This is a genomic window from Achromobacter sp. FW305-C-30-7, from assembly GCF_058783105.1.
This window is the reverse complement of record NZ_JBYSYI010000007.1, coordinates 71,637-93,752: the sequence shown is the minus strand read 5'-3', so window position 1 is coordinate 93,752 and position 22,116 is coordinate 71,637. Positions and strand designations below refer to the sequence as shown.

General features: G+C 66.7%; 22 protein-coding genes. 13 read left to right on the top strand and 9 right to left on the bottom strand.

Annotated features, from left to right (window positions below):
* The first annotated feature begins 7 nt into the window (after positions 1-7).
* Entirely contained in the window at positions 8-487 is a 480-nt protein-coding gene (locus AC3WOB_RS22355) for a thioesterase family protein (RefSeq protein ID WP_041654058.1), read from the top strand.
* Between the two features lie 15 nt (positions 488-502).
* On the opposite strand, the gene AC3WOB_RS22350 is transcribed toward AC3WOB_RS22355, so the two are convergent.
* Positions 503-1,378: a TauD/TfdA dioxygenase family protein gene (locus AC3WOB_RS22350; protein WP_013394958.1), complete on the bottom strand. Its 876-nt coding sequence runs from the start codon at positions 1,376-1,378 to the stop codon at positions 503-505.
* Positions 1,379-1,392: 14 nt separating this feature from the next.
* Positions 1,393-2,361, bottom strand: coding sequence for a Bug family tripartite tricarboxylate transporter substrate binding protein (locus tag AC3WOB_RS22345; RefSeq protein ID WP_013394957.1), 969 nt, complete (start codon positions 2,359-2,361; stop codon positions 1,393-1,395).
* A 94-nt stretch (positions 2,362-2,455) separates the two neighbouring features.
* Between AC3WOB_RS22345 and AC3WOB_RS22340 the strand changes: the two genes are divergently transcribed.
* Positions 2,456-3,103 (top strand): IclR family transcriptional regulator, encoded by a 648-nt coding sequence (locus tag AC3WOB_RS22340; RefSeq protein WP_041654055.1) that lies wholly within the window; start codon positions 2,456-2,458, stop codon positions 3,101-3,103.
* A gap of 84 nt (positions 3,104-3,187) precedes the next feature.
* On the opposite strand, the gene AC3WOB_RS22335 is transcribed toward AC3WOB_RS22340, so the two are convergent.
* Complete coding sequence (locus AC3WOB_RS22335) at positions 3,188-4,903, bottom strand: N-acyl-D-amino-acid deacylase family protein (protein WP_492276225.1); 1,716 nt, start codon at positions 4,901-4,903, stop codon at positions 3,188-3,190.
* A 27-nt stretch (positions 4,904-4,930) separates the two neighbouring features.
* Positions 4,931-5,941 carry a Bug family tripartite tricarboxylate transporter substrate binding protein gene (locus AC3WOB_RS22330; protein ID WP_207469293.1) on the bottom strand — a complete coding sequence of 337 codons (1,011 nt, stop codon included), beginning with the start codon at positions 5,939-5,941 and terminating at the stop codon, positions 4,931-4,933.
* Positions 5,942-6,103: 162 nt separating this feature from the next.
* Between AC3WOB_RS22330 and AC3WOB_RS22325 the strand changes: the two genes are divergently transcribed.
* Positions 6,104-7,060 carry a LysR family transcriptional regulator gene (locus tag AC3WOB_RS22325; RefSeq protein WP_492276224.1) on the top strand — a complete coding sequence of 319 codons (957 nt, stop codon included), beginning with the start codon at positions 6,104-6,106 and terminating at the stop codon, positions 7,058-7,060.
* Positions 7,061-7,111: 51 nt separating this feature from the next.
* Here AC3WOB_RS22325 and AC3WOB_RS22320 read toward each other — a convergent pair whose 3' ends face one another.
* On the bottom strand, positions 7,112-7,567 hold the full coding sequence (locus AC3WOB_RS22320) for a DUF1801 domain-containing protein (RefSeq protein ID WP_492276223.1): 456 nt from the start codon (positions 7,565-7,567) through the stop codon (positions 7,112-7,114).
* Between the two features lie 177 nt (positions 7,568-7,744).
* Here AC3WOB_RS22320 and AC3WOB_RS22315 point away from each other — a divergent pair, with 177 nt between their 5' ends.
* Positions 7,745-8,329 carry an SAM-dependent methyltransferase gene (locus AC3WOB_RS22315; protein ID WP_492276222.1) on the top strand — a complete coding sequence of 195 codons (585 nt, stop codon included), beginning with the start codon at positions 7,745-7,747 and terminating at the stop codon, positions 8,327-8,329.
* Between the two features lie 33 nt (positions 8,330-8,362).
* On the opposite strand, the gene AC3WOB_RS22310 is transcribed toward AC3WOB_RS22315, so the two are convergent.
* The 3 genes from AC3WOB_RS22310 to ppk2 all read right to left on the bottom strand — a co-directional run bounded on the left by AC3WOB_RS22310 (position 8,363) and on the right by ppk2 (position 10,068).
* Positions 8,363-8,809 carry an SRPBCC family protein gene (locus tag AC3WOB_RS22310; protein ID WP_492276221.1) on the bottom strand — a complete coding sequence of 149 codons (447 nt, stop codon included), beginning with the start codon at positions 8,807-8,809 and terminating at the stop codon, positions 8,363-8,365.
* A gap of 135 nt (positions 8,810-8,944) precedes the next feature.
* A complete protein-coding gene (locus tag AC3WOB_RS22305; protein ID WP_013394949.1) occupies positions 8,945-9,199 on the bottom strand; it encodes a hypothetical protein in 255 nt (84 codons plus the stop codon).
* Between the two features lie 47 nt (positions 9,200-9,246).
* Positions 9,247-10,068 carry a polyphosphate kinase 2 gene (ppk2, locus tag AC3WOB_RS22300; RefSeq protein ID WP_013394948.1) on the bottom strand — a complete coding sequence of 274 codons (822 nt, stop codon included), beginning with the start codon at positions 10,066-10,068 and terminating at the stop codon, positions 9,247-9,249.
* Between the two features lie 357 nt (positions 10,069-10,425).
* Here ppk2 and AC3WOB_RS22295 point away from each other — a divergent pair, with 357 nt between their 5' ends.
* From AC3WOB_RS22295 to AC3WOB_RS22260, 8 genes are all read left to right on the top strand, one after another.
* Positions 10,426-11,973, top strand: a complete 1,548-nt coding sequence (locus AC3WOB_RS22295) for an efflux transporter outer membrane subunit (RefSeq protein WP_492276220.1) — start codon at positions 10,426-10,428, stop codon at positions 11,971-11,973.
* Positions 11,966-13,075 (top strand): HlyD family secretion protein, encoded by a 1,110-nt coding sequence (locus AC3WOB_RS22290; protein WP_492276219.1) that lies wholly within the window; start codon positions 11,966-11,968, stop codon positions 13,073-13,075. The genes AC3WOB_RS22295 and AC3WOB_RS22290 overlap by 8 nt, the downstream gene beginning before the upstream one ends.
* Positions 13,065-14,129: a DUF2955 domain-containing protein gene (locus tag AC3WOB_RS22285; protein ID WP_492276218.1), complete on the top strand. Its 1,065-nt coding sequence runs from the start codon at positions 13,065-13,067 to the stop codon at positions 14,127-14,129. Before AC3WOB_RS22290 ends, AC3WOB_RS22285 begins: the two co-directional genes overlap by 11 nt.
* Before the next feature lie 14 nt (positions 14,130-14,143).
* Positions 14,144-14,641 carry a transporter suffix domain-containing protein gene (locus tag AC3WOB_RS22280; protein WP_013394944.1) on the top strand — a complete coding sequence of 166 codons (498 nt, stop codon included), beginning with the start codon at positions 14,144-14,146 and terminating at the stop codon, positions 14,639-14,641.
* A 93-nt stretch (positions 14,642-14,734) separates the two neighbouring features.
* Positions 14,735-15,523 (top strand): PhzF family phenazine biosynthesis protein, encoded by a 789-nt coding sequence (locus AC3WOB_RS22275; protein WP_492276217.1) that lies wholly within the window; start codon positions 14,735-14,737, stop codon positions 15,521-15,523.
* Between the two features lie 146 nt (positions 15,524-15,669).
* On the top strand, positions 15,670-16,809 hold the full coding sequence (nadA, locus tag AC3WOB_RS22270; RefSeq protein ID WP_492276216.1) for a quinolinate synthase NadA: 1,140 nt from the start codon (positions 15,670-15,672) through the stop codon (positions 16,807-16,809).
* Between the two features lie 20 nt (positions 16,810-16,829).
* On the top strand, positions 16,830-18,386 hold the full coding sequence (gene nadB / locus AC3WOB_RS22265; RefSeq protein WP_492276215.1) for an L-aspartate oxidase: 1,557 nt from the start codon (positions 16,830-16,832) through the stop codon (positions 18,384-18,386).
* 109 nt (positions 18,387-18,495) lie between these two features.
* Positions 18,496-19,293 carry an IclR family transcriptional regulator gene (locus tag AC3WOB_RS22260; RefSeq protein WP_041655857.1) on the top strand — a complete coding sequence of 266 codons (798 nt, stop codon included), beginning with the start codon at positions 18,496-18,498 and terminating at the stop codon, positions 19,291-19,293.
* Between the two features lie 54 nt (positions 19,294-19,347).
* Here AC3WOB_RS22260 and AC3WOB_RS22255 read toward each other — a convergent pair whose 3' ends face one another.
* A complete protein-coding gene (locus AC3WOB_RS22255) occupies positions 19,348-20,775 on the bottom strand; it encodes an FAD-binding oxidoreductase (protein ID WP_492276214.1) in 1,428 nt (475 codons plus the stop codon).
* Between the two features lie 260 nt (positions 20,776-21,035).
* Between AC3WOB_RS22255 and AC3WOB_RS22250 the strand changes: the two genes are divergently transcribed.
* Positions 21,036-22,058, top strand: a complete 1,023-nt coding sequence (locus AC3WOB_RS22250; RefSeq protein WP_013394938.1) for a TRAP transporter substrate-binding protein — start codon at positions 21,036-21,038, stop codon at positions 22,056-22,058.
* The last annotated feature ends 58 nt before the right edge of the window (positions 22,059-22,116 follow it).

The window sequence follows — 22,116 nt, the reverse complement described above, 5'->3', positions numbered from 1 at the left end:
GGAAGCCATGACATCAGCCCTCCCGTCCACGACCCTGAGCGTGGATCCCGCCTGGATCGACGAGTACGGCCACATGAACGCGGCCCATTACGTGGGCATCTTCGACCGCGTCGGCTTCCAGCTGCTGCGCGAGGTCGGGGTAGGGCTGGACTACACCGAGGCCACGCGCTGCGGCATCTACACGATGAACGTGCACGTGGCCTATCTGCGCGAAGTGCTGGCGGGCGATCCGCTGGCACTGCGCATCCGCCTGCTGGAAGCGGATGACAAGCGCCTGCTGTGCCTGATGGAGTTGATGCAGACGCGCGACGGATACGTCGCGGCCACGATGGAGCAGTTGTCGCTGCACGTGGACCTGGAAACGCGGCGCGCCAAGCCGTTCCCGCCGGAGTTGGCGCAGCGGCTGGCGCGCACGGTCGCAGAGCACGCCGCCCAGCCGCTGCCGGCAGGCTATCGGCGGCTCTTGCCGCTGAAGCCGCCGCGCTGAGCCATTCCGGATAGCCTAGCGCGCGACCGCGATCGGCCGGTCGCCCGAGATCGTGGTGCGGTGCATCTCGCGGTCGAAGCCGTCGTAGTCGTTCATCGCCAGGTGCTGGGTGCAGCGGTTGTCCCACAGCGCCAGCGAACCCGGCGTCCAGCGGAAGCGGCAGGTGAATTCCGGCCGCGCCGCGTGGCGGTACAGGAATTGCAGCAGGGGTTCGCTTTCTTCCTGGGTCATGCCGTCAAAGCGCAGCGTGTACGTGCCGTTCACATACAGCGCCTTCTTGCCCGTGGCCGGGTGCACGCGCACCACGGGGTGGACCACCTCGCTGGCGGCGCGGTCGTCGGTGCGCACGTCCATCTTGTGGGCTGGGTCGCCGTTGTTCACCACCGCGCCGCCCGCGCCATAGGAGCGCACCGCGCTGTGCACCGCGCCCAGCCCGTCCAGGATCTGCTTCAGCTTGTCCGACAGGGCGTCGTAGGCGCGGTACATATTGGCCCACATGGTGTCGCCGCCATAGGGCGGTATGACGCGGCCGTATAGCGCCGAGCCCAGCGGCGGCTCCTCGGCGTAGCTCATGTCCGTGTGCCACAGGCCGCCGAACAGGCGCCGGGTGGTTTCCGACTTGCCTTTCATCACGGGCAGGATGGTCGGGTGTCCGTCCAGCGCCCGCACGAACGGCACTTCCAGCAGCTCGCCGAAGCGCGAACTGAAATCGATGTGCTGCTGCGGCGTCAGCTGCTGGTCGCGGAAGAACACCACCAGATGCTCGTGCAGCGCGGCGCGCACGTCGTCGAATTGATCGTCCGACAAGGGCCGCGACAGATCGATGCCGCGGATCTCGGCGCCCAGTGCGCCAGCTATCGGTTGGGTTTCCAGATGGCGATACGTGCTCATGCTTGTCTCCTTGCTTATTGAAGCTTGATCTGCGCCTTGCTGACCAACGCGCCCCACTTATCGGTTTCCGCCGCGATGTAGCGGCCGAAGTCTGCTGGTCCCTCGGCTGAAATGATGCCGCCCATGGCGTCTATCTGTTCGCGCACGTCGGGCATGGCCAGCACCGCCAGCAGTTCCTTGTTCAAGCGCTCGATGATGGGCTTGGGCGTGGCGGCCGGCGCCAGCACGCCGAACCAGCCGGCGATCTCATAGCCCGGCAGGCCGGCCTCGGCCATGGTCGGCACGTCGGGCAGCTGCGGCGAGCGCGCCGTGCTGGTGATCGCCAGCGCCCGCAGCTTGCCTGCCTTCACCAGTTGCAGCGCCGAGGGCATGTTGTCGAACATCATGGGCACGTGGCCCGCCACCGTATCGTTCAGGCCCGGCGCGCTGCCGCGGTAGGGCACGTGGGTCAGGCGCACGCCCGCGGACGAGGCGAACAGTTCGCCCGCCAGGTGCAGCGAGGTGCCCGCGCCGGGCGTGGCGTAGTCCAGCGGCGCTTTCGACTTTTTGGCGTAGGCGATCAGTTCCTGCACCGAGCGCACCGGTACCGAGGGATTGACCACCAGCAGGTTGGGCACGCTCATCAGCATCGTGACGGGCGCCAGGTCCCGCTGCGGCTTGTACGGCAGGTCCGGATAAAGCGCGGGGTTGATCGAGATGGGGCCGATATTGCCCATCACGATGGTGTAGCCGTCGGCCGGCTGTTTGACGGCGAAATCGGTGCCTATGTTGCCGCCAGCCCCGGCCTTGTTCTCGACGATGACGGGCTGGCCCAGCCGCTCACCGAGCTTGTGGCTGACCAGCCGGGCCAGCATGTCCGTCGATCCGCCCGGCGGATAGGGCACGATCCATTTGACCGGCTGCGCAGGCCACGTTGCTTGCGCCGCGGCGGATCCCGTACAGAACACGAGACCCGCCGCCAAGGCGAGTGCGATGCGTTTCATTGATATGTCTCCTTCCCTGGCTCGCCGGTCTTGCCGGGAGCGTCGTTTATGTGTATTGTTCACCTAGTGATCAATACGTTTATCAGGTGAACGATTGAAGAATAATAGATCGATCCAGCGGTGTCTATCCATCATGCGGGCCTTCCGCGGCAACGGCCGGCCCACGCTGGCCGAGCTGGCGCGCGCCGTCGAACTGCCGCACGCGACCGTGCTGCGCTTCCTGCAGACGCTGGAAGAAGAGGGCTACGCCGCGCGCGAAGACAGCCGCTGGCGCCTCACGCCGCAGGTCTTCGAACTGGGGTTCGCGGCCATGGAAAGCCTGGGCGTCACGGATGCCGTGCAGGAGATCCTGCAGAATCTGGCCGATGCCTATTCAGGAACTTCCAATCTGGGCGAGGCCAATCCCGAGGGGGTGATCATCATCGGCCGCGCCATGGCGCCGGCCGAGCGCCGCCGTCTGGTGGTGATGAATCTGCGCGTGGGCAGCGTGCTGCCGCCGGCCAGCGCGCTGGCCGGCGGTTTGCGCCTGGCGCCGGGGCAGTGGACCCGGTTCGACTATCCGGACAGCAACCAGGTGTCGGTGGCCGTGCCCGTGCCGCAAGCGGGCTCGCGCCTGCTGTCGGTGGGGATATCGGTGGCCGCGCCGGAAGTGGAAGGCGACCGGTTGGAGGCCGACATGGTGCCCGCCTTGCAGCAGGCGGCCCAGACCATCGCCGGGGTGATCCGGGTCGGCGTGGTGTAGGCGTGGCGGGACCGCGGACTCAGTCCTCGAGGACTGGCGCCCGGCTGGCACATAGGGTCGGCCGGAAAGCCTGCCCCATGTGCTTCATGCCTGCTGGCTGCGTACCCCGCGCAACAGCTTGCCCGGCAGCGCGCCCGTGGCCGCGCCGCCCTCGAAGATGGGCACGCCGTTGACCAGCGTGGCCACATAGCCGTCGGCGCGCTGGATCAGGCGGCGGCCGCCGCCCGGCAGGTCGAACACCATTTCCGGACAATGCACGCGCACGGCAGCCGGATCGATGATGTTGACGTCGGCCTTGTAGCCGGGCTGCAGCAGACCGCGGTCCAGCAGCCCGTACACGCTGGCGGTATCGCGCGTCTGCCGCTTGACCACGTGTTCCAGCTCCAGCAGCGGGCCGCGGCGGCGGTCGCGGGTCCAGTGGCTGAGCATGAAGGTGGGCATGCTCACGTCGCAGATGTAGCCGCAATGCGCACCGCCGTCGGACAGGCTGTTGACGGTGTTGGGGTGCTGCATGAGCTGGTGCAGATGATCCAGGTTCTCGTACGAATAGTTGAAGGACGGGTAGTACAGAATGGCTTGGCCGTCGTTCTCCAGCATCAGGTCGTACACGATTTCCAGCGGTGCGCGGCCGTCGCGCTGCGCCATGGCAGCCACGCTTTCCTCGGGCAGCGGCTCGTAGTCGGGATTGCTGCCCAGGCGGTAGATCTTGTGGAAGCTGCTGAACAGCGTTTCGGCGCGGCGGTCCAAGAGGCCGCGCTGTTCATTCATGATGCGGCTGCGCGTGGCCGGGTCGCGCAAATGGGCCAATTTCTCCGCCAGCGGCAGGGCATGCAGCGGCTGGTAGCTGGGATGCGCGATGAACGGGTGCAGCGTGCTCTGCCAGGAAAACAGTATGCCCAGCGGACGTCCGCTGATGCCCGCCAGCAGCGGCACGCCTTCGCGGTGCGCGCGCTCCAGGCTGGCGGCGATCTGCTTCCAGACGTCGGGCGCACCGTCGGTCTGCTGCAGGTTGAACAGCACGGGCAGGCGGTTGTGGCGCGCCAGTTGCTCCAGCCAGGGCATTTCGCCTTCCATGGCGGGATGGTTGGCGGTCATCTGGAATACGCCATGGCCGACTTCTCCCATGACCGAGCCCAGGGCGGTGATCTCTTCGCCGGTGGCGAAGGTGCCGGGCGGATACTTGCGCTCGTCGTACTTGTGCAGGAAGGTGCGCGAGGTGGAGAACCCGACCGCGCCCGCGGCCAGCGCTTCGCGCACGACTTCCCGCATGGCGATCAGGTCGGCGGGCGAGGCTTCGTCGTGGTGGATGGCGCGCTCGCCCATGACATAGGCGCGCACCGCGCTGTGCGGGATCTGCGCGCCCACGTCCAGCGCCTTGGGGCGGCGGTCCAGCGCATCCAGGTATTCGGGAAAGGTCTCCCAATCCCACTGGATGCCTTCGGACAGCACCGAGCCGGGGATGTCCTCCACGCCCTCCATAACCTTGATGAGCCACTCGCGCCGTTCCGGCTTGACGGGGGCGAAGCCCACGCCGCAATTGCCCATGATGGCGGTGGTGACGCCATGCCAGGTGGAAGGGCTGAGGTACGGGTCCCAGGTGGCCTGGCCGTCGTAGTGGGTGTGGATGTCGACCCAGCCCGGCGCTACCAGGCAGCCGTCGGCGCGGATCTCGCGGCGCGCGGCGCCGGCCCTGCCTTCGGCCTGGACCACGCGTCCGTCTTCTATGGCCAGGTCCGCCTGGTAGCGGGGCTGGCCCGAGCCATCGACGATCGTGCCGCCGCGTATGACCAGATCATGCATTGCGCTCTCCTTTCGATACGCGCGGAGTTACTGGAGGACCAGGCCGATGCGCTTGATCACGGCGCCCCAGCGCACGCTGTCCTGCTGGACGATCTGCGCGAATTCCTTGGGGCCCGCGCCGCTGACTTCATTGCCCTGCGACACGATGCTCTGAGTCACCTCGGGCGTGTCCAGCGCTTCGCGGAACACCTGGGCCACGCGCTCGGCCAATGCCGGCGGCATGTCGCCAGGGCCGAAGATGCCCTGCCAGCCGACAATGTCCAGCCCGGGTATGCCTTGCTCCTTCAGGGTGGGCAGGTCCGGCAGCACGCTCAGGCGGCGGTCGGTGGCCGGCCCCAGCAGCTTGACCTTGCCGGCGCGTGCGTTCTCCACGGCGGTGGCCGTGCCGTCGAAATAGACCTGGACCTCGCCCGCCAGCAGCGCGCGGCTGGCGTCGGCGGTGCCCTTGTAGGGCACGTGCACGATGTCGATGCCGGTCTGCTGCTTCAGGATCTCGCCGTTCAGATGCGAGGTGGACCCCGGGCTGTAGGAAGCGAAGTTCAACTTGCCCGGATTGGCCCGGGCGTAGTCGATCATCTGCGCCGTGGTCGAGAACGGCGCGTCCTTGTTGGCGACCAGCACGGTGGCCGAGCGCACCACCTGGATGACCGGAGTGAAGTCCTTCACCGGATCGTAGGGCAGCTTCTTGTAGAGGTGCGGATTCTGCGTGTGGGTGACGACGATGGTGTAGAGCAGGGTGTAGCCGTCGGGGTTGGCGCGGGCCACTTCCTGCGCGCCTATCATGGTGCCGGCGCCGGGCTTGTTGTCGACGATGACCGGCGCGCCGGTGCGCTGCGTGACCTTCATCGCCAGCATGCGCGCCAGCGCGTCCGATCCGGACCCGGCCGGAAACGGCACCACCAGGCGGATGGGTTTGCCGCCGCCGGGCCAGGGCGGCGCCTGGGTGACGGGGGCGGCAGCCGCCGAAAGACAGGCCAGGGCGCCCAGCATCGCAGCCCCGCCGCTACCCAACAACTTCAAAAACGACTTGCGGTTCATGTTGTCTCCTCCTGGGGGTAGGCAATGTCTTGCATTGCTCTGGAATGAGGTTCACCACAGGGCGGCCGGTGCTGCATTTTCTCCGTCGCGGCAAGTCGTTTGTAGTCTTGCGTTTGCGCGTAATCAAATGCATATTTAGCCCAATATTGATGAGAAAAATACATGAGCCTCACAATACGGTCGCTCCAGCACTACGCCGTGCTCGCCGAGGAAAAGCACTACTCCCGGGCGGCGCAGCGGCTGCATTTGACGCAGTCCGCGCTGACGCGCAGCATCCAGTCGCTGGAAGACTCGCTGGGGCTGGTGCTGGTGGACCGGGCGTCCACGGGCGTGACGCCGACGCAGGCTGGCCGCATGGTGCTGGAGCGCGCGCAGCGCATCCTGGGAGAAACCCGCGACCTGCGGCGCGAAGCCGAACTGATACGCGGCCACGACACGGGCCGCGTGAACCTGGGCGTGGGGGCGTTTCCGGCGGCCGGCTTCCTGTCGCCGCTGCTGGTGCGCATCGCACGCGAGCATCCCGGCCTGAGCGTGCACGTCGAGATCGAAAGCTGGCAGCGCTTGCTGGACAAGCTGCAGCAGGACAAGCTGGATCTGGCCGTGGCGGTGACGCACAGTCTGCCGCCGCCCGGCGATTTCACCGTGCGGCCCTTGCCGCCGCAGCACGGCGGCCTGTTCACCCGCGCCGGCCATCCGCTGCAGGGCCTGGGCAAGCCGCGCCTGCGCGCCGCGCTGGCGCAGTACCGACTGGCGGCCACCGACCTGCCGCTGCGGGCGCGCGAGTACCTGGCCCGGCTGTACCAGGTGGCGCGGCCGGAAGACCTGCCCATCGCCTTCGAATGCGACAGCGTCGCCACGCTGCGCGACGTGGCGCTGGGCAGCGACGTGGTGCTGTTCTGCACGCGCGAGGCCATCGCGGCCGAACTGGCGCAGGGCGTGCTGGAGCCGCTGCCGCTGGCCTATCCCGCCGCCGGCCCGCTGACCTACAGCGTCATCCATCGCGCGCGCCGCACGCTTTCCCCAACCGCGGAGCGGGTCATAGAACTGGTGCAGGACCTGCTGTCGGACGCGGCAACGCCCCGCGCCGCGGCGGGGAAGAAGCGCCAGGTCCGGCGTTAGCGTTCTGCTCCGCGGCAATGGCCGTGGCGGACAGGGCCCTGGCCGCCGCTTTCACATCTGCTCGCCGGGGAGCGCGCTGGCCTGCTTCACCCAGGCCATGAACTGCGCTTCGTCCAGCTCGTCGTCCTCGCGGATGTCGAGATAGCGCGTGTCCTGGCTTTTGGACGGCCCAGGCGGCACGGGCCGCAGCTTTGCGCCGCGGAAGAACGCCACCTTCACGTACTTGGTAAAGCAGTGAACGCTCAGGAACCAGCCTTGGCCTTCCATGCCATACAGCGGCGAGTTCCACTTGACGGCTTTCTGCACGCCGGGCGCGGCGCGCTCGATCAGTGTGTCCAGGCGGCGCCCGAGGCCGCTCTTCCAGCCCGGCATGGCCGCGATGTAGGCCTGCACCGGCGCGTCGCCGTAGCCCTTGGCGATCTGCGGATTGCCGCCAGACAGCAGGACGGGTTGCGAGCTGGCTTTCTTGACGGCTTTCGTTGCTTTGGCGAGGGGCTGTTCTGCCATGTATGGTCTCCTTCGATGGTGGGGTTGCGGTAGACCCGCAATTGGGCGAAATCCGGCCGCGTGATCTGCTTGACCTCAAGTCGACTTGAAGTGCAAGACTGGCTGCTTTCTGGCGCGGACTGGACGGGAACCCTTCCTGGCGGCGGGCCATGACGAGCATTCAGGGAGTGCAAGCCTATGTGGGACGAACGCTACGCGGTTGACGAGTACGTGTATGGGACCGAGCCGAACGCCTTCCTGGCAGAGCACGCGGGCCTGCTTTCCGGGCCGGTGCTCAGCGTGGCCGAAGGGGAGGGACGCAACGCCGTGTTCCTGGCCTCGCTGGGCCTGGACGTGCTTGGCGTGGACGGTTCCGCCGTCGGGCTGGCCAAGGCGCGCAGGCTGGCGGTCGCGAAGGGCGTGCTGATCCGCACCGAAACCGCGGACTTCGCCGAGTATGAACCGCCGCCAGAATCCTTCGGCGCCGTCGTGTCGATCTTCGCCCACATGCCTAGCGGCTTGCGCAAGAGAGTGCACCGCCTGGCCGAACTTTCGCTCAAGCCGGGCGGCATCCTCCTGCTGGAGGCATACCGGAAGGCGCAGCTGGGCCGCGGCACGGGCGGCCCTCCGGACGCGGACATGCTCATGGCGCTCGCGGACCTGGAGCAGGACTTCCCGAATTGCCAGGTGCTGCTTGCGCGCGAGATCGAGCGCGACGTGGTCGAGGGCATGTTCCACACGGGGCCGGCATGCGTGGTGCAGTTCATCGCAAGAAAGAAGTGAAGCCGGGCCAGCCGGTTCGCGGCACGCTGACGCTCACTCGGGAATCTCGGGTTCGACCAGCCGCATCAGTTGCGCCAGAGACTCCTGCCAGCCCAGGTAGCACATCTCCGGCGGGATCGCGGCCGGTATGCCCTCCTGCACGATGTTTACCTCCGTGCCGCAGGCGACCTGGCGCAGGGTGACGGTGGTCTGCATGCGGCCGGGCAGGTTTGGATCGTCGAACTGGTCGGAGTAGCGGATCTTCTGGCTTGGCACCAGCTCCAGGTACTCGCCGCCGAAGTTGTGGCTGTGGCCGGTGCCGAAGTTGCGGAACGACATCTTGTGCATGCCGCCGACCTTGGCGTCCAGTTGGTGGACCAGGCAGGTGTAGCCGTAAGGAGGAAGCCAGCGCGCGATCGCGTCGGGTTCCAGGAAGGCCCGATAGATGCGTTCGGCCGGCGCGCGCATGACGCGATGCAGGGTTACGGTTCCGGTAGTCATGGTAAGTCCGCCTTTGAAAAAAGTTGTGCGTACTGACACGACGTACGAGTTGACCGGAAATCGACACCCGCAATCCTGGGGGAAACCCTTAAAAAGCACATCTGGTCACGATCTGGATCGGCGCGATGCGGCCCTTTATTCAATGGGCTCTCGCATGACCAGCACCGCGATCGTGTGGTTCTTCCAGAACACCTGGTGTATGCGGGGCGCCAGCACGCGCAGGTCTTCGGGGCCGGTGCCGTCGAACGTCACCAGGACGGCCGGCCGCTCCCCCTCGCTCGGTACGCGCTGGATGCGGTCGAAGGACGGAAAACCGTACTTCATGAGAAAGCTCCGGATGTCTTCGTCGGAGGTGCTTTCTTCCACGTGGTTGATCAGCAGGGCAGCCAAGATCGTTCTCCTTGGGTGTTGACGGGCGGGAGAGGGCAGCGCGCCGCTCAGAATTTGGCGGGAACCATCCGCAAGGGATGCCCCGGATCGCGGTAGCCGCCGGCTTTCTGCCGCTTGGGCAGCTTCACCTTGGGCCGCGGCATGCGCTTGTACGGGATGTGGGCGAGCAGGTGGCTGATGATATTCAGGCGTACCTTTTTCTTGTCGTCCGATTGCGCGACGTACCAGGGCGACACGCTGGTGTCGGTGGCCGCGAACATGTCGTCGCGGGCGCGCGAATAATCGTACCAGCGGCTGTACGAATCGAGGTCCATCCTGGTCAGCTTCCAGATCTTGCGCTCATCCGTGATGCGGGCCTGCAGCCGGCGGGTCTGTTCTTCTTCGCTGACTTCCAGCCAGTACTTGAGCAGGATGATGCCCGAGCCGACGATGGCCCGTTCGACCAGCGGCACGCCTTTCAGGAAGATCTTGACGTCATCCTTGGTGCAGAAGCCCATGACCCGTTCGACGCCGGCCCGGTTGTACCAGCTGCGGTCGAAGATCACGACCTCGCCCGCCGCCGGCAGGTAGGGCAGGTAGCGCTGCATGTACATCTGGGTTTTTTCGCGATCCGAGGGGGCAGGCAGGGCGATCACCCGGAAGACGCGCGGACTGACGCGCTCGGTGATCGCCTTGATCGTTCCGCCTTTGCCGGCGCCGTCGCGTCCTTCGAAAATGATGCAGACCTTGGCGCCGGTCTGGCTGACCCATTCCTGGACCTTGACCAGTTCCACGTGCAGCCGGGCCAGTTCCTCGGCGTACTGCTTTCCCGAAAGCTTGGCTTGCGCCGGCGGCTTGTCCTCTGCTGCTGCCTTCTTCTGAGCGTTCATGATGGCACTCCAGAATATGCTGCGGGGAAACGGGCGGAACGTTCTTTTTTGACTGTAGCGCCAACTGGCCGCGCTTGTATACGAGCCACCGGAGGCAGTGCTTTTTACCTAGAGGCGATCCTCTGGCGGGAAGCCGAAAAGGCCAATAGAATCAATTGGCAAAGTACTGATCGTTCAACCGATGGCATCTCGCTGAGGCGAAAAGGCATCCTTCGATTTTGACCGTCCGGCGCTTGCGCAACCGGCAGTAAGGGCCGGACCGCTGCGGCGCGGACCCAGGCGGCCACGCCGCGCCCTGCCGGGACCGGGCTGCGTCGTGGACCATGGCGGTTAGGCTCTACACGGACCCGATACCCGATGTTGCCGCTGACCTGTTCGAATCGGCTGTTGCTGATCGGTACTTTGTGCCTGGGCGGCTGCATGCGTGTCGGGCCGGACTTCGAGCCCCCGCGCACCAGTTGGACCGCGGACTGGAACACGCCCGCGCTGCAGCAGGCCAGCCTCCAGCAGCTGCAGCCCGATGCCCGGCAGTGGTGGCAAGTCTTCGGCGATCCGGTCCTCGAATACCTGATTGCGCAGGCCGACGCGAACAACGCCGGCCTGCGCATCGCGGGTCTGCGGATCATGGAAGCCCGTGCGCAACTCGGCATCGCCCAGAGCGGCCGCTACCCGCAATCGCAGGTGGTCGGGGCCAACGCCCTGTATCAGCACCGGTCATCGCGCTCGGCCGAAGGAAATCCGCGTCCCAGCAGCTTCTGGCAATACAGCGCCGGCTTCGACATAGGCTGGGAATTGGATTTCTGGGGCCGGTTCAGCCGCGCCATCGAGTCGGCCGACGCCCTGTACTTCGAGGCCCAGGCCAATCGCGACGACGTGCTGGTGCTGCTGCACGCCCAGGTGGCCGAAAGCTACTACGCGCTGCGCACCGCCGAGGCGCGGCTGCGGATCGCCCGCGACAACGCCGGCATCCAGAAGCGCAGCTACGAGATCACACAAAAACTGTTCCGCAGCGGCGAGACCGATGAGCTGGATTTGCAGCAGGCCAGGACGCAGTACCTGAGCACCCTGGGCACCATCCCCGAATTCGAAAGCCAGATCTTGCGGACTCGCAACGCCCTGGCGGTCCTGGTCGGCCGCCCGCCCGGCCCGATGCCGGAACTGGATGACAAGACGGCGGTCGTGCCGCTGATCGGCCGGGCGGTGTTGCAGGACGTGCCCGCCAACCTGCTGCTGCGCCGTCCCGACATCCGCGCCGCGGAACTGCGCATCGCCGCGCAGTCGGCGCAAGTGGGCGTGGCCGCGGCGGATCTCTATCCTTCGCTGACCCTGCTGGGCAGCATTGCCTGGTCCGCCACGTCGCTGGCCGGCACGGCGGGCGGCATGGCGCTGCTGGCAGGTCCCGCCCTCAGCTGGAACGTGTTCGACCATGGCCGCCTGCAGAACAATGTGCGCGTTCAAGACGCGCGGCTGCAGCAACTGATCGTGGCCTACCAGGATGACGTCCGGCAGGCGGCGCGCGAGGCCGACGACGCGGCCAGCGGCCTGATCAAGGCCCTGGAGCGCGACGGCATCCTGCAGCAGTCGGCGCAGGCCGCGGGGCGCTCGCTCACCCTGGCCAACGCGCTCTACCGCGAGGGCTATACCGATTTCCAGCGCGTGCTGGACGCGCAGCAGGCGCTGGCGGTCCAGCAGGACGCCTACGTCGTGAACCGGGGCGGCGCGGTAAGCGACCTCATCGCCCTGTACAAGGCGATGGGCGGGGGCTGGTACAGCGCGGAGCCGGTGCTCGACCCGGCGACCCGCGAACAGATGCGGCAGCGCACCGATTGGGGCGATCTGCTGTCCGAACCGGCGCCTGCCCCGGCCGCCGCCGTGTCCGCGCAAAAGGTGCGACCCGATGAGTGACTCGCCATCCAAGCCTGCCGCCACGCCCGCGCCGGACCCCGCAAAAAAGGGCGTTCGATGGGCAGTCCTGTTCATCGTCCTGAGCCTGGCCTGGTATCTGCTGGCCGACCGCTACACCCCATACACCCAGCAGGCTCGGGTGCAGGCTTTTGTCGTGCCGGTGGCGTCGGAGGTTTCGGGGCGCGTGACCCGGGTGCACGTGCGCAACAACCAGGACGTCGACGCCGGCGCGGTGCTGTTCGACGTCGACCCCGAGCACTACCGCATCGCCGTCGACCGCGCCCGCGCCGACCTGGAATCCACGCGCAGGCAGATCGGCGCCAGCACCGCGGGCATCGATTCGGCGCAGGCCTCCTTGCGCGCCGCGCAGGCCAACGAACTGAAGGCGCGCCAGGACAGCACCCGGCTCGAACGCCTGTATCGCGAGGATCAGGGCACCGTTTCGCTGCGGCGGCTGGAAATCGCGCGGGCGAATTTGGCGCAAGCCATCAGCCAGGTCGCCGCGGCGCGCGCCGAAGTACAACGCGCGCGCGAACAGGAAGGCGGCAGCGAGGAAGACAACGCCAAGCTGCGCAGCGCCGCGGCCGCCCTGGAAAAGGCCGAGCTGGATCTGGCCAATACGCAGGTGCGGGCGCGTTCGGCGGGACTGATTACCGACCTGCGCACCGATGCCGGACAGTTCGCCGCCGCCGGCAACCCGGTGATGACGCTGATCGCCATCCATGACGTCTGGATCAGCGCGGAAATGACGGAGAACAACCTGGGCCATGTGGAGCCCGGCACGCCGGTGGCGATCATCCTGGACGCATTGCCCGGACAGATCTTCAAGGGCCGCGTACGCAGCGTCGGCTATGGCGTCAACGTGGGGCCGGGCACGCCGCCGGGCTCCCTGCCCACGGTGCAGAACAGCCGCGACTGGCTGCGGCCGGCACAGCGCTTTCCCGTCATCGTGGAATTCGATCCAGGCGATCTGCCGGCCCTGAGCGGCGTGCGCGTGGGCGGGCAAGCCGAGGTCATGGCCTTTCCCAGTTCCGGCAATCCGCTCAACCTGCTGGGCCGCGCGTACATGCGGCTGATGAGCTGGCTCTCCTATGCGTACTGATCCCGATCCCCGCGGCCGGCGGGCCTTGCGCGTGGGCGCGGGCACCGCCTTCTGCACGGCCATCAGCTACGGCCTGGACCTGCCCATTCCCATGGTCGCGCCGGTGCTGGGCGTCATGCTGCTGGCTTCGATGAACCGGCCCCTGTCATTCAAGAGCGGGCTGGGCCTGATGCTGATGGCGCTGCTCACGACCGCGATCGGCCTGTTGCTGAGTCCCTTGCTGCGCTACTACCCCTTGAGCGGGGTGCTGCTCATCGCCTTGTGCCTCTATTACGCCTTTCTCTATGGGTTGCGCGGCGGCAACAACCTGCTGTCGACTTTCCTCATCATCGGCCTGACCATGATTTCCGCCGCCGGCACGGTCGACTTCGCGCTGGCCGCGCTGGTGATCGAGGCGCTCGGCAAAGGCCTGCTGGTCGCGGTCCTGGCGTTGGGCGGCTGCCACCTGCTGTTCCCCGAGCCATCGGCCGCAGCCGCGCCGCCCGCGGCTCCGATCCTGCCGCCGGACGCGGCCAGTCGCATGGCCCTGCGCGCCTCGCTCGTGGTGATGCCGGCTTTCCTGCTGGCCTTGACCGACCCGCTGGGCTACATGCCCATCATCCTGAAGTCGGTCAGCCTGGGGCGGCAAAGCTGCGTCACGGCGGCGCAGGGCGCGGCGCGCGAACTGCTGGGTTCGACCCTGCTGGGCGGCGCATTGGCGGTCGCCTTCTGGTGCGCCCTCAGCCTGTTCGTGAACCTGTGGATGTTCTTTCTCTGGATGCTGCTGTTCGGCCTCGTGGCCGCGCGCAAGCTCTATCGGCTGAGTCCGACCCCGCATCCGCCCAGCTTCTGGCTGAACACGCTGGTGACGCTGATCATCCTGCTGGGCCAATCGGTGCAGGACAGCGCCGCGGGCAAGGACGTCTACACCGCGTTCGCGGTGCGCATGGGCCTGTTCATCGGCGTCACGCTCTACGCCTGCCTGATGCTGCGCCTGCTCGAACCCCGGGCCCGTACGCCAGGCAGTCAGCCACCTGTACAGAATCCTTCAACCGCAGTCCCTCAAGACGTTTGAACCAGGAGGCAGCCATGTCATTGCCAGACGAACCAGCCCAACCCGCGCCCGCGGCGGGATGGCGCTTCAAATGCGGGATAGGACTGTTCATCATCGCCTTCGCTCTGTGGTTTCTGATCCCGGTGGCGGGTTACATGGACGTGCCGGGTTCGCGCATCGCGGCGCTCACCGGCACCGTGTTCATCGCCAACAAGGTGCTGCTGCTGAGCTGTATTGCCGTCATGGGCAAGGAGGGTTTTCAGCGGCTGAAGTCCATCGTGTTCGGCCACGCCAAGAAACTCGCTCCCGTGCAGAAGGTCGGCCGCGTGCGCCATGCCATCGGCCTGGTCATGTTCTTCCTGCCCATCCTGACCTCGGTGCTGGAACCGTACATCGACGAGATGTGGCCGGGCTTGCGGCCCAATCTGTGGCAGGCCCAACTGGCCGGAGACCTCATGCTGATCGCCAGCTTCTTCGTGCTGGGGGGGGATTTCTGGAGCAAGCTGCGGGCCTTGTTCGTGCGCACGGTGTAGCGGCCGCGGCTTGAGCATGCGCGCCGGCATTTTCATAGGAAAATGCCGGCTTGCGTTCCAACGCGCAATCTCAGCCATCAACCAGGACCCGCCATGCCGCAACTCGATATCTATCAGGTAGACGCTTTCACCGCCGCTCCCTTCGGCGGCAACCCCGCCGCGGTGGTGCCGCTGCAGGCGTGGCTGCCGGACGCAACGCTGCAGCGCATCGCCGAAGAAAACAATCTGTCGGAAACCGCCTACTTCGTGCGCAAGGGCGATGTCTATGAGCTGCGCTGGTTCACCCCCGCGGTGGAGGTGGACTTGTGCGGCCATGCCACGCTGGCGTCGGCCTGGGTGCTGTTCGAGCAACTGGGCGCAACCGAGGATGTGCTGCGCTTCGCCACGCGCAGCGGCGAACTGCAGGTGCGCCGCGCCGGCGACCGGCTGGCGATGGATTTCCCGGCCAAGCGGCCCGAAGCGCGGGAAATTCCGCCAGGCCTGTTGCAGGCCCTGGGACTGCCGGGCGCGCAGGCGTTCTGCAAGACGGACGACTATCTGGTGGTGATAGATGATGAAGCGCTGATCGATGCCTTGAAGCCGGACTTCGCCGCGCTGGCGGCCTTCGACACGCGCGGCGTGGCGGTGACGGCGCCGTCGGCGCAATTCGATTTCGTGACGCGCTGGTTCGGGCCGCGCGTGGGCGTGAACGAGGATCCGGTGACCGGATCGGCGCATACCTCGCTGGCGCCGTACTGGGCCCAGCGCCTGGGCAAGCGCAGCCTGAGTGCGCAGCAGGGCGGGGCGCGCAAGGGCCAACTGCAATGCGAGGTGCTGGACAACGGCCGCGTGATCATCAGCGGCCAGGCGGCGCTGTATATGCGCGGCTCGATCTTTATCTGAGCGGGGCCGGGCCGCTGCCAGGGCGCGCAGCGGCGCTGAAAAAAGAGATTGACACTATTTATGCTCAACACTAGCATAAATAGTGCTCTTTTTTTGATCATTAAATGCTCAGATTGAGCATAAAAATTCTGCGAGGAGACGCGTCCATGGATACCCCCAACCGCCGGTACGTCGAATTCGATCTGCCCGCCACGCCCAACTGCCCCAGCGCCGTCGGCCAGGCCTGGGCGCGCGTGCCCGAACCCTTGCCGGCCGCCGGGCGCGCAGCCTGCGTGGCGCGCATACGCGAGCTGCTGGCGCGGGAGCGCGCCGTGCTCGTCGCCCACTATTACGTCGATGCGGAACTGCAGGAACTGGCCGAACAGACCGGCGGCTGCGTCGGCGATTCGTTGGAGATGGCGCGCTTCGGGCGCGATCACGAGGCCGGCACGTTGGTGGTGGCTGGCGTGCGCTTCATGGGCGAGACGGCCAAGATCCTGAGCCCGGACAAGCGCATCCTGATGCCGGACCTGGACGCCACGTGTTCGCTGGATCTGGGCTGTCCCGCCGCCGATTTCGCGGCCTGGTGCGATGCCCATCCGGACCGGACGGTGGTGGTCTACGCCAACACCAGCGCCGAAGTGAAGGCGCGCGCGGACTGGGTCGTCACCTCGTCCATCGCGCTGGACGTGATCGCCGACCTGCATGCGCGCGGCGAGAAAATCCTGTGGGCGCCGGACCGGCATCTGGGCGACTATGTGCAGCGCCAGACCGGCGCCGACATGCTGCTGTGGCAGGGGTCGTGCCTGGTGCACGACGAGTTCAAGGGCGTCGAACTGGAGCTGCTGCGCGCCGAACATCCGCAGGCCAAGGTGTTGGCGCATCCGGAGTCGCCCGCGGCGGTGCTGGCGCAGGCGGACGTGGTGGGCTCGACCACCCAGCTGATCGAGGCCGCGCGCAAGTTCGACGCCGGCCTGCTGATCGTGGCGACCGACCAGGGCATCCTGCACAAGATGCGGGCGCTGGCGCCCGGCAAGACCTTCCTGGCCGCGCCCACGGCGGGCGACAGCGCCAGCTGCAAGAGCTGCGCGCAATGTCCGTGGATGGCCATGAATGCCTTGACCAATCTGGCCGATACGCTGGAGCACGGCCGCAACGAAATCAGGTTGGATCCGGCGCTGGGCCTGCGCGCCAAGGCGCCGATCGACCGCATGCTGGACTTCGCGGAACGGCGCAAGCGCCGCGTGCAGGCCAGCGGCGACCTGGCGCAAGACACGCCGCTGTACGCCAGCGTCGGGCCGGCATAAGGACTACGGGAGGTCCGCTCATGGAATTCGACGTCATCATCATCGGCAGCGGGCTGGCCGGCATGGCCGCCGCGCTGGAATTGGCTCCGCGGCGGCGGGTCGCGCTGATATCCAAGGGTGAATTGCGCGACAGCGCCAGCAACCGGGCCCAGGGCGGCATCGCCGCGCCGCTGGCGGCGGACGACAGCGTGGAGGCGCACGTGCGCGACACCCTGATCGCGGGCGCCGGCCTGTGCGATCTGCCCGCCACGCAGGGCATCATTGCCCGCGCATGCGGCGCGATCGCGTGGCTGCAACAGCAGGGCGTGGCGTTCACAGCGGAGCTGGATGGACTGCACCTGACGCGCGAGGGGGGGCACGGCCTGCGCCGCATCGCGCACGCGGCGGATGCGACCGGCAGCGCCATCATCGCAGCGCTGGAAGCGCGTGCGCGGCGGCATCCGCGCATCACGCTGCTGGAAGCGCATTGCGCAGTGGACCTGATCCTGGACGATGCCGCGGGCGCCGCGGAAGCGCGCTGCGTGGGCGTGCGACTGCTGGACCTGCGCAGCGGACGGATTTTCGACGCCGCCGCCGGCCATGTGGTGCTGGCAAGCGGCGGTGCAGGGCAGGCATACCAGACGACGACCGCGCCGGCCGCCGCCACCGGCGACGGCATCGCCATGGCCTGGCGCGCGGGCTGCCGCGTCGCCAACATGGAATTCACGCAGTTCCATCCCACCGGCCTGCACCACCCGCAGGCGGGCGGCTTCCTGATTTCCGAGGCCGTGCGCGGCGAGGGCGGCGTGCTGCGCCTGCCGGATGGCGCCCGCTTCATGCCGGCGCACGACCCGCGCGCCGAACTGGCGCCGCGCGACATCGTCGCCCGCGCCATCCAGAGCGAGATCGAACGCCATGGGCTGGAATGCGTGCACCTCGATATCAGCCACCAGCCGCCGGCGTTTCTGCGGGAGCACTTTCCCACCATCCATGCGCGCTGCCTGGCGCTGGGCCTGGACATCACGAAATATCCCATTCCAGTGGCGCCCTCCGCGCATTACACCTGCGGCGGCATCGTCGCGGACATGGCGGGGCGCAGCGATCTGCCTGGCCTGTATGCGGTAGGCGAGGCGGCCTGCACCGGACTGCATGGCGCCAACCGCCTGGCCAGCAACTCGCTGCTGGAGTGCGTGGTCATGGGCAGGGCTGCCGCGCAGGACATCCTGGGGCAGGCCCCGTTGTCAAAGGCAAGCCGCTTGCAGGCCGCCGACCGAAGGACCAGTCCGGCGTCCGCGGACCTGGCGACACTGCGGCGGGACCTGCGCCAGCTGATGAGCCGGGACGTGGGCGTGCTGCGCAGCGACGCGTCGCTCACGCGCGCGGCCGCCTTCATTGGACCGCTGCGCGTGGAGATGGAAGCGCGGCTGTTGCGTGAGGGCGTGAGTCTGGAGTTGCTGGAGCTGCGCAACCTGGCCCTGGTTGCGGATCTGATCGTGCGTGCGGCCAGCGCGCGCGATGAAAGCCGGGGCGCGCATTTCAACAGGGACAGGCCGATCCGCGCCGAAACACAGGCGCTTGCGCCATACGCAATACCGTAGAATACCGTCGGCGGGACTCAGGCATCATCGGATCAAGAGTCTTGGGCGAACTGGATGCGCGGCACGCAATGCACGCGGCGGTATGGTGAAACAGGTGAAGCAAGCAGAGATGTCCTCCAAGACGGCCAAGACCAAGGAAAAGGACAAGGCCGCGCGCCCTGAACCGGCCGCCAGCCAGACGTTGCTGCGCGGCCTGGACATCATCGAATCGGTGGCCGCGGGGGTCAGTGATCTGGGAGATATCGCGCAGCACACCGGCATGACCTACAGCACGGTGCATCGCATGGTTCTGGCGCTGGCGCGGCGCAATTATCTGAAGCGCGATCCGCAGCGTGGCTACATGCTGGGCAGGAAATTGCTGGAGCTGGGCTTCCACGCCTATTCGGAAGTGGAGTTGACGCAGATTGCGCGCCCCATCCTGCAAGGCCTCGCGGACCAGACATCCGATACCGTGCACCTGGCGACCATGGATCATGGGCTGGTCATCTATCTGGACAAGATCGCCAGCCGCCGTGCGATCGAAATCAGTTCGCGCATCGGCGGCAGCAAGCCGTTGATCTCCACCGGGGTAGGCAAGGCCTTGCTGCTCGACGCCGGCGAGCAGGAGTGGGAAGCCATCTACGAGAATCAGCGCCATCTGCTGCGCCTGCCTGTATCGAAAGCCGCATGGCTGAAGCTGATGCGCAACTACGCGCAGGCCGGCTACGCCTATGACACGGGCGAGGACGAACCGTCCATCCGCTGCGTGGCGGCGCCCATCCGCGACGGCCGCCGCAAGACGGTCGCGGCCGTCAGCGTCTCCAGCACCCTGGAATACATGGATGAAAAGCGCATGGCCGCGCTGGTGCCGGTGGTATGCGAAGCGGCGCGCAGGATCAGCGCGGAACTTGGCAGCAGCCAGGGCTGAGCAGCAGGCGCCGCTTCAGGCGCCTGCCGGCAAGATCGGGTAAGGGGAACAGGTCTAGGCCAGGATCTTGCCAGGGTTCATGATGCCTAGCGGATCCAAGGCCTGCTTGAGCTGGCGGACCAGCGCCAGCTCCGCCTCGCTGCGGCTGTAATGCAGCCATGGGCGCTTGTGCAGCCCGATGCCGTGTTCGGCCGAGACCGAGCCCTCCAGGCTGCGCACGATGCCGTAGAACGCGGCTTCGATCTGCTTTTCCGTGCGATGCCCGTCAGCCGGCAAGGGGCCGACCACGATATGCACATTGCCGTCGCCCACATGCCCGAAATAGATCGCCTGCACAGAGGGAAAGTCCCGGGCCAGCGCCTCTTTCATGCGCCCGACGCATTCCTCGATGCGCGAAATGGGCGCGGATACGTCGAAGTTGATGGTGGGCGCATAGGTCTTCAGCATCTCCGAGATGGAGTCGCGCAATGCCCAGAATGCCTCGGCATCGGCGTGCGATTGCGCGATGGCTGCATCGGCGATCCAGCCTTCGGCAAGCGCATGCTCCAGCACGGCTTCGAACCTGGCTGCGTCTTCCTCGGGGGCTGCCGCCTGCAGGTCCAGCAACACGTATAGGGGGTGGACGGCGGGCAGCGGCGCGGCGATGCCGCCGGCGGTGGTGGCCGCCTGGTAGTAGTCCTGCCACATCACCTCGAATGCGCTGATCTGTCCGGACAGGCGTTGCTGCGCATGCCGCAGCAGCTTGATGGCCGACCCGAAGTCGGGCGCGGCCACCAGCGCCGTGTTGGCGCCTGATACGCCGGGATGCAGGCGCAACACGGCCTGCGTGACGATACCCAGCGTGCCTTCGGTGCCGATGAACAAGTGCTTCAGATCGGGGCCGGCGTTGTTCTTGACCATCTTGTTCATCATGGAAAGCACGGTGCCGTCGGCCAGCACGGCCTCCAGGCCCAGCACCAGGTCGCGCGCCATGCCATAGCGTATGACCCGGTTGCCGCCGGCGTTGGTGGAGATGTTGCCGCCGATCTGGCACGAGCCGCGCGCGCCCAGGTCCAGGGCGAAGAAGAATCCGGCTGCCTGGGCGGCCTCCTGGATGGTCTGCAGCGGCGTCCCGGCCAGCACGGTCATGGTGGCCGAGGCCGCATCGATTTCGACGACGCCGGACATGCGCTCCAACGAAACCAGCACGCAGCGCTCCACCGGCACGGCGCCGCCCGCCAGGCCGGTCAGGCCTCCTTGCGGCACCACCGGGCAACTCGCGGCGTGGCACAAGGCGAGCAGGCAGGCGACTTCGCCGGTGCTGCGCGGACGCGCCAATGCCAGCGGCGTTCCGCCTTGTTCGTCGCTCCAGTCATGCAGGTGCTTGCCGTCGATGTCGACGCCCGTCAGCACCTCGCCGATGCCAGGTTCGCGCCGCAGCGCGGCCAGCATTTGCTCCGGGCTCCACGGAACCGATGCCGCTTCAGGCGCCGCAATCTTCATGTGCATCACTCCTTTTGACGTGTCTTTCACGCTAATGCCGTTTTTATAATCTCTCATATGTTGAGAGATGTTCTCAGGGTTTGAAAAAAGTTTAGCATCAATCTAGAATGCGCCGACGGCACACACAACCGGCCCTGCGGCGTCCGTCCGAGCGCCCAGGGCCAGGAAACCGCCGCGCGTCAGCGCAGTTGGATCCGCTGATTTTCCGCAGAAGAAAGGTCTGTTTCCCACGGGAACAGCGCATTGTTGGAGACAAAGAAATGATGATGGGTATCACTAGAAAGCTGTTCCGGTCCGCGGCGATGGCGGTCGGGTTGGGCGTGTTGGCCGCCGGCTACGCAGGCCATGCCGCCGCCGCGGAAAAGATCGTGCTCAAGGCGGGCCATGCCGCGTCCACCAGCAACACCGGGCACCTGGCTCTGGAACATCTGGCCAAGGAACTCGCGGCCAAGACCGATGGCCGTATCACGATGGAGATCTTCCCGAACTCCCAGCTGGGTAGCGAGCGCGAACTGGTGGAAAGCATCCAGTTGGGCAATGTGGACATGACCTTCGTGTCGTCCGCCGTCCTGGGCAATTTCAACAAGGAATTCTTCGCGCTGGACATCCCCTTCCTGTTCAAGGACCGGGCCAGCGTCTATCGCGTGCTGGATGGCGAGATCGGGCAAGGGCTGCTCGGCAGCCTGGACAAGGTGGGGATCAAGGGCCTGGCGTACTGGGAGAACGGCTTTCGCCAGCTGACCAATAGCAAGAAGGTCATCAAGTCGCCCGCGGACCTGGCCGGCATGAAGATGCGCACCATGGAAAACGAAGTGCACATCGCCGCATGGAAGGCCGAAGGCGCCAATCCGGCGCCGCTGGCCTTCGGCGAACTCTTCACTGCGCTGCAGCAGGGCACCTTCGACGCGCAGGAGGGCCCGATCAACCTGTTCTACGACATGAAGTTCGACGAGGTGCAGAAGTACATCACCAAGACCAACCATGTCTATTCGCCCTGGCCCCTGCTGATCAATCCGGACGTCTACGGCCGCTTCAGCGATGCCGACAGGAAGATCCTCGAACAGGCGGTCAAGGACACCACCGCGTACCAGCGCGACCTGGCGCAGAAGGCCGACGAGAAGGCCGAGGCCGCGATGACGACGGTCACCTTCACCGCCTTGACCCCCGAGGAACTGTCGGCGTTCTCCGGCAAGATGGGGCCGATCCAGGAGATGGTGAAGAAGAAGGTGGGCGGCACCATCGTCGACAGGATCGTGGCTGAAGTGAACAAGGCGGGTAGCTGAGCGCCCGCGGCGCCTAGGCCGCCTCATCCTTGCGCGCGCCGCGCCGCTGGCGGGCGCG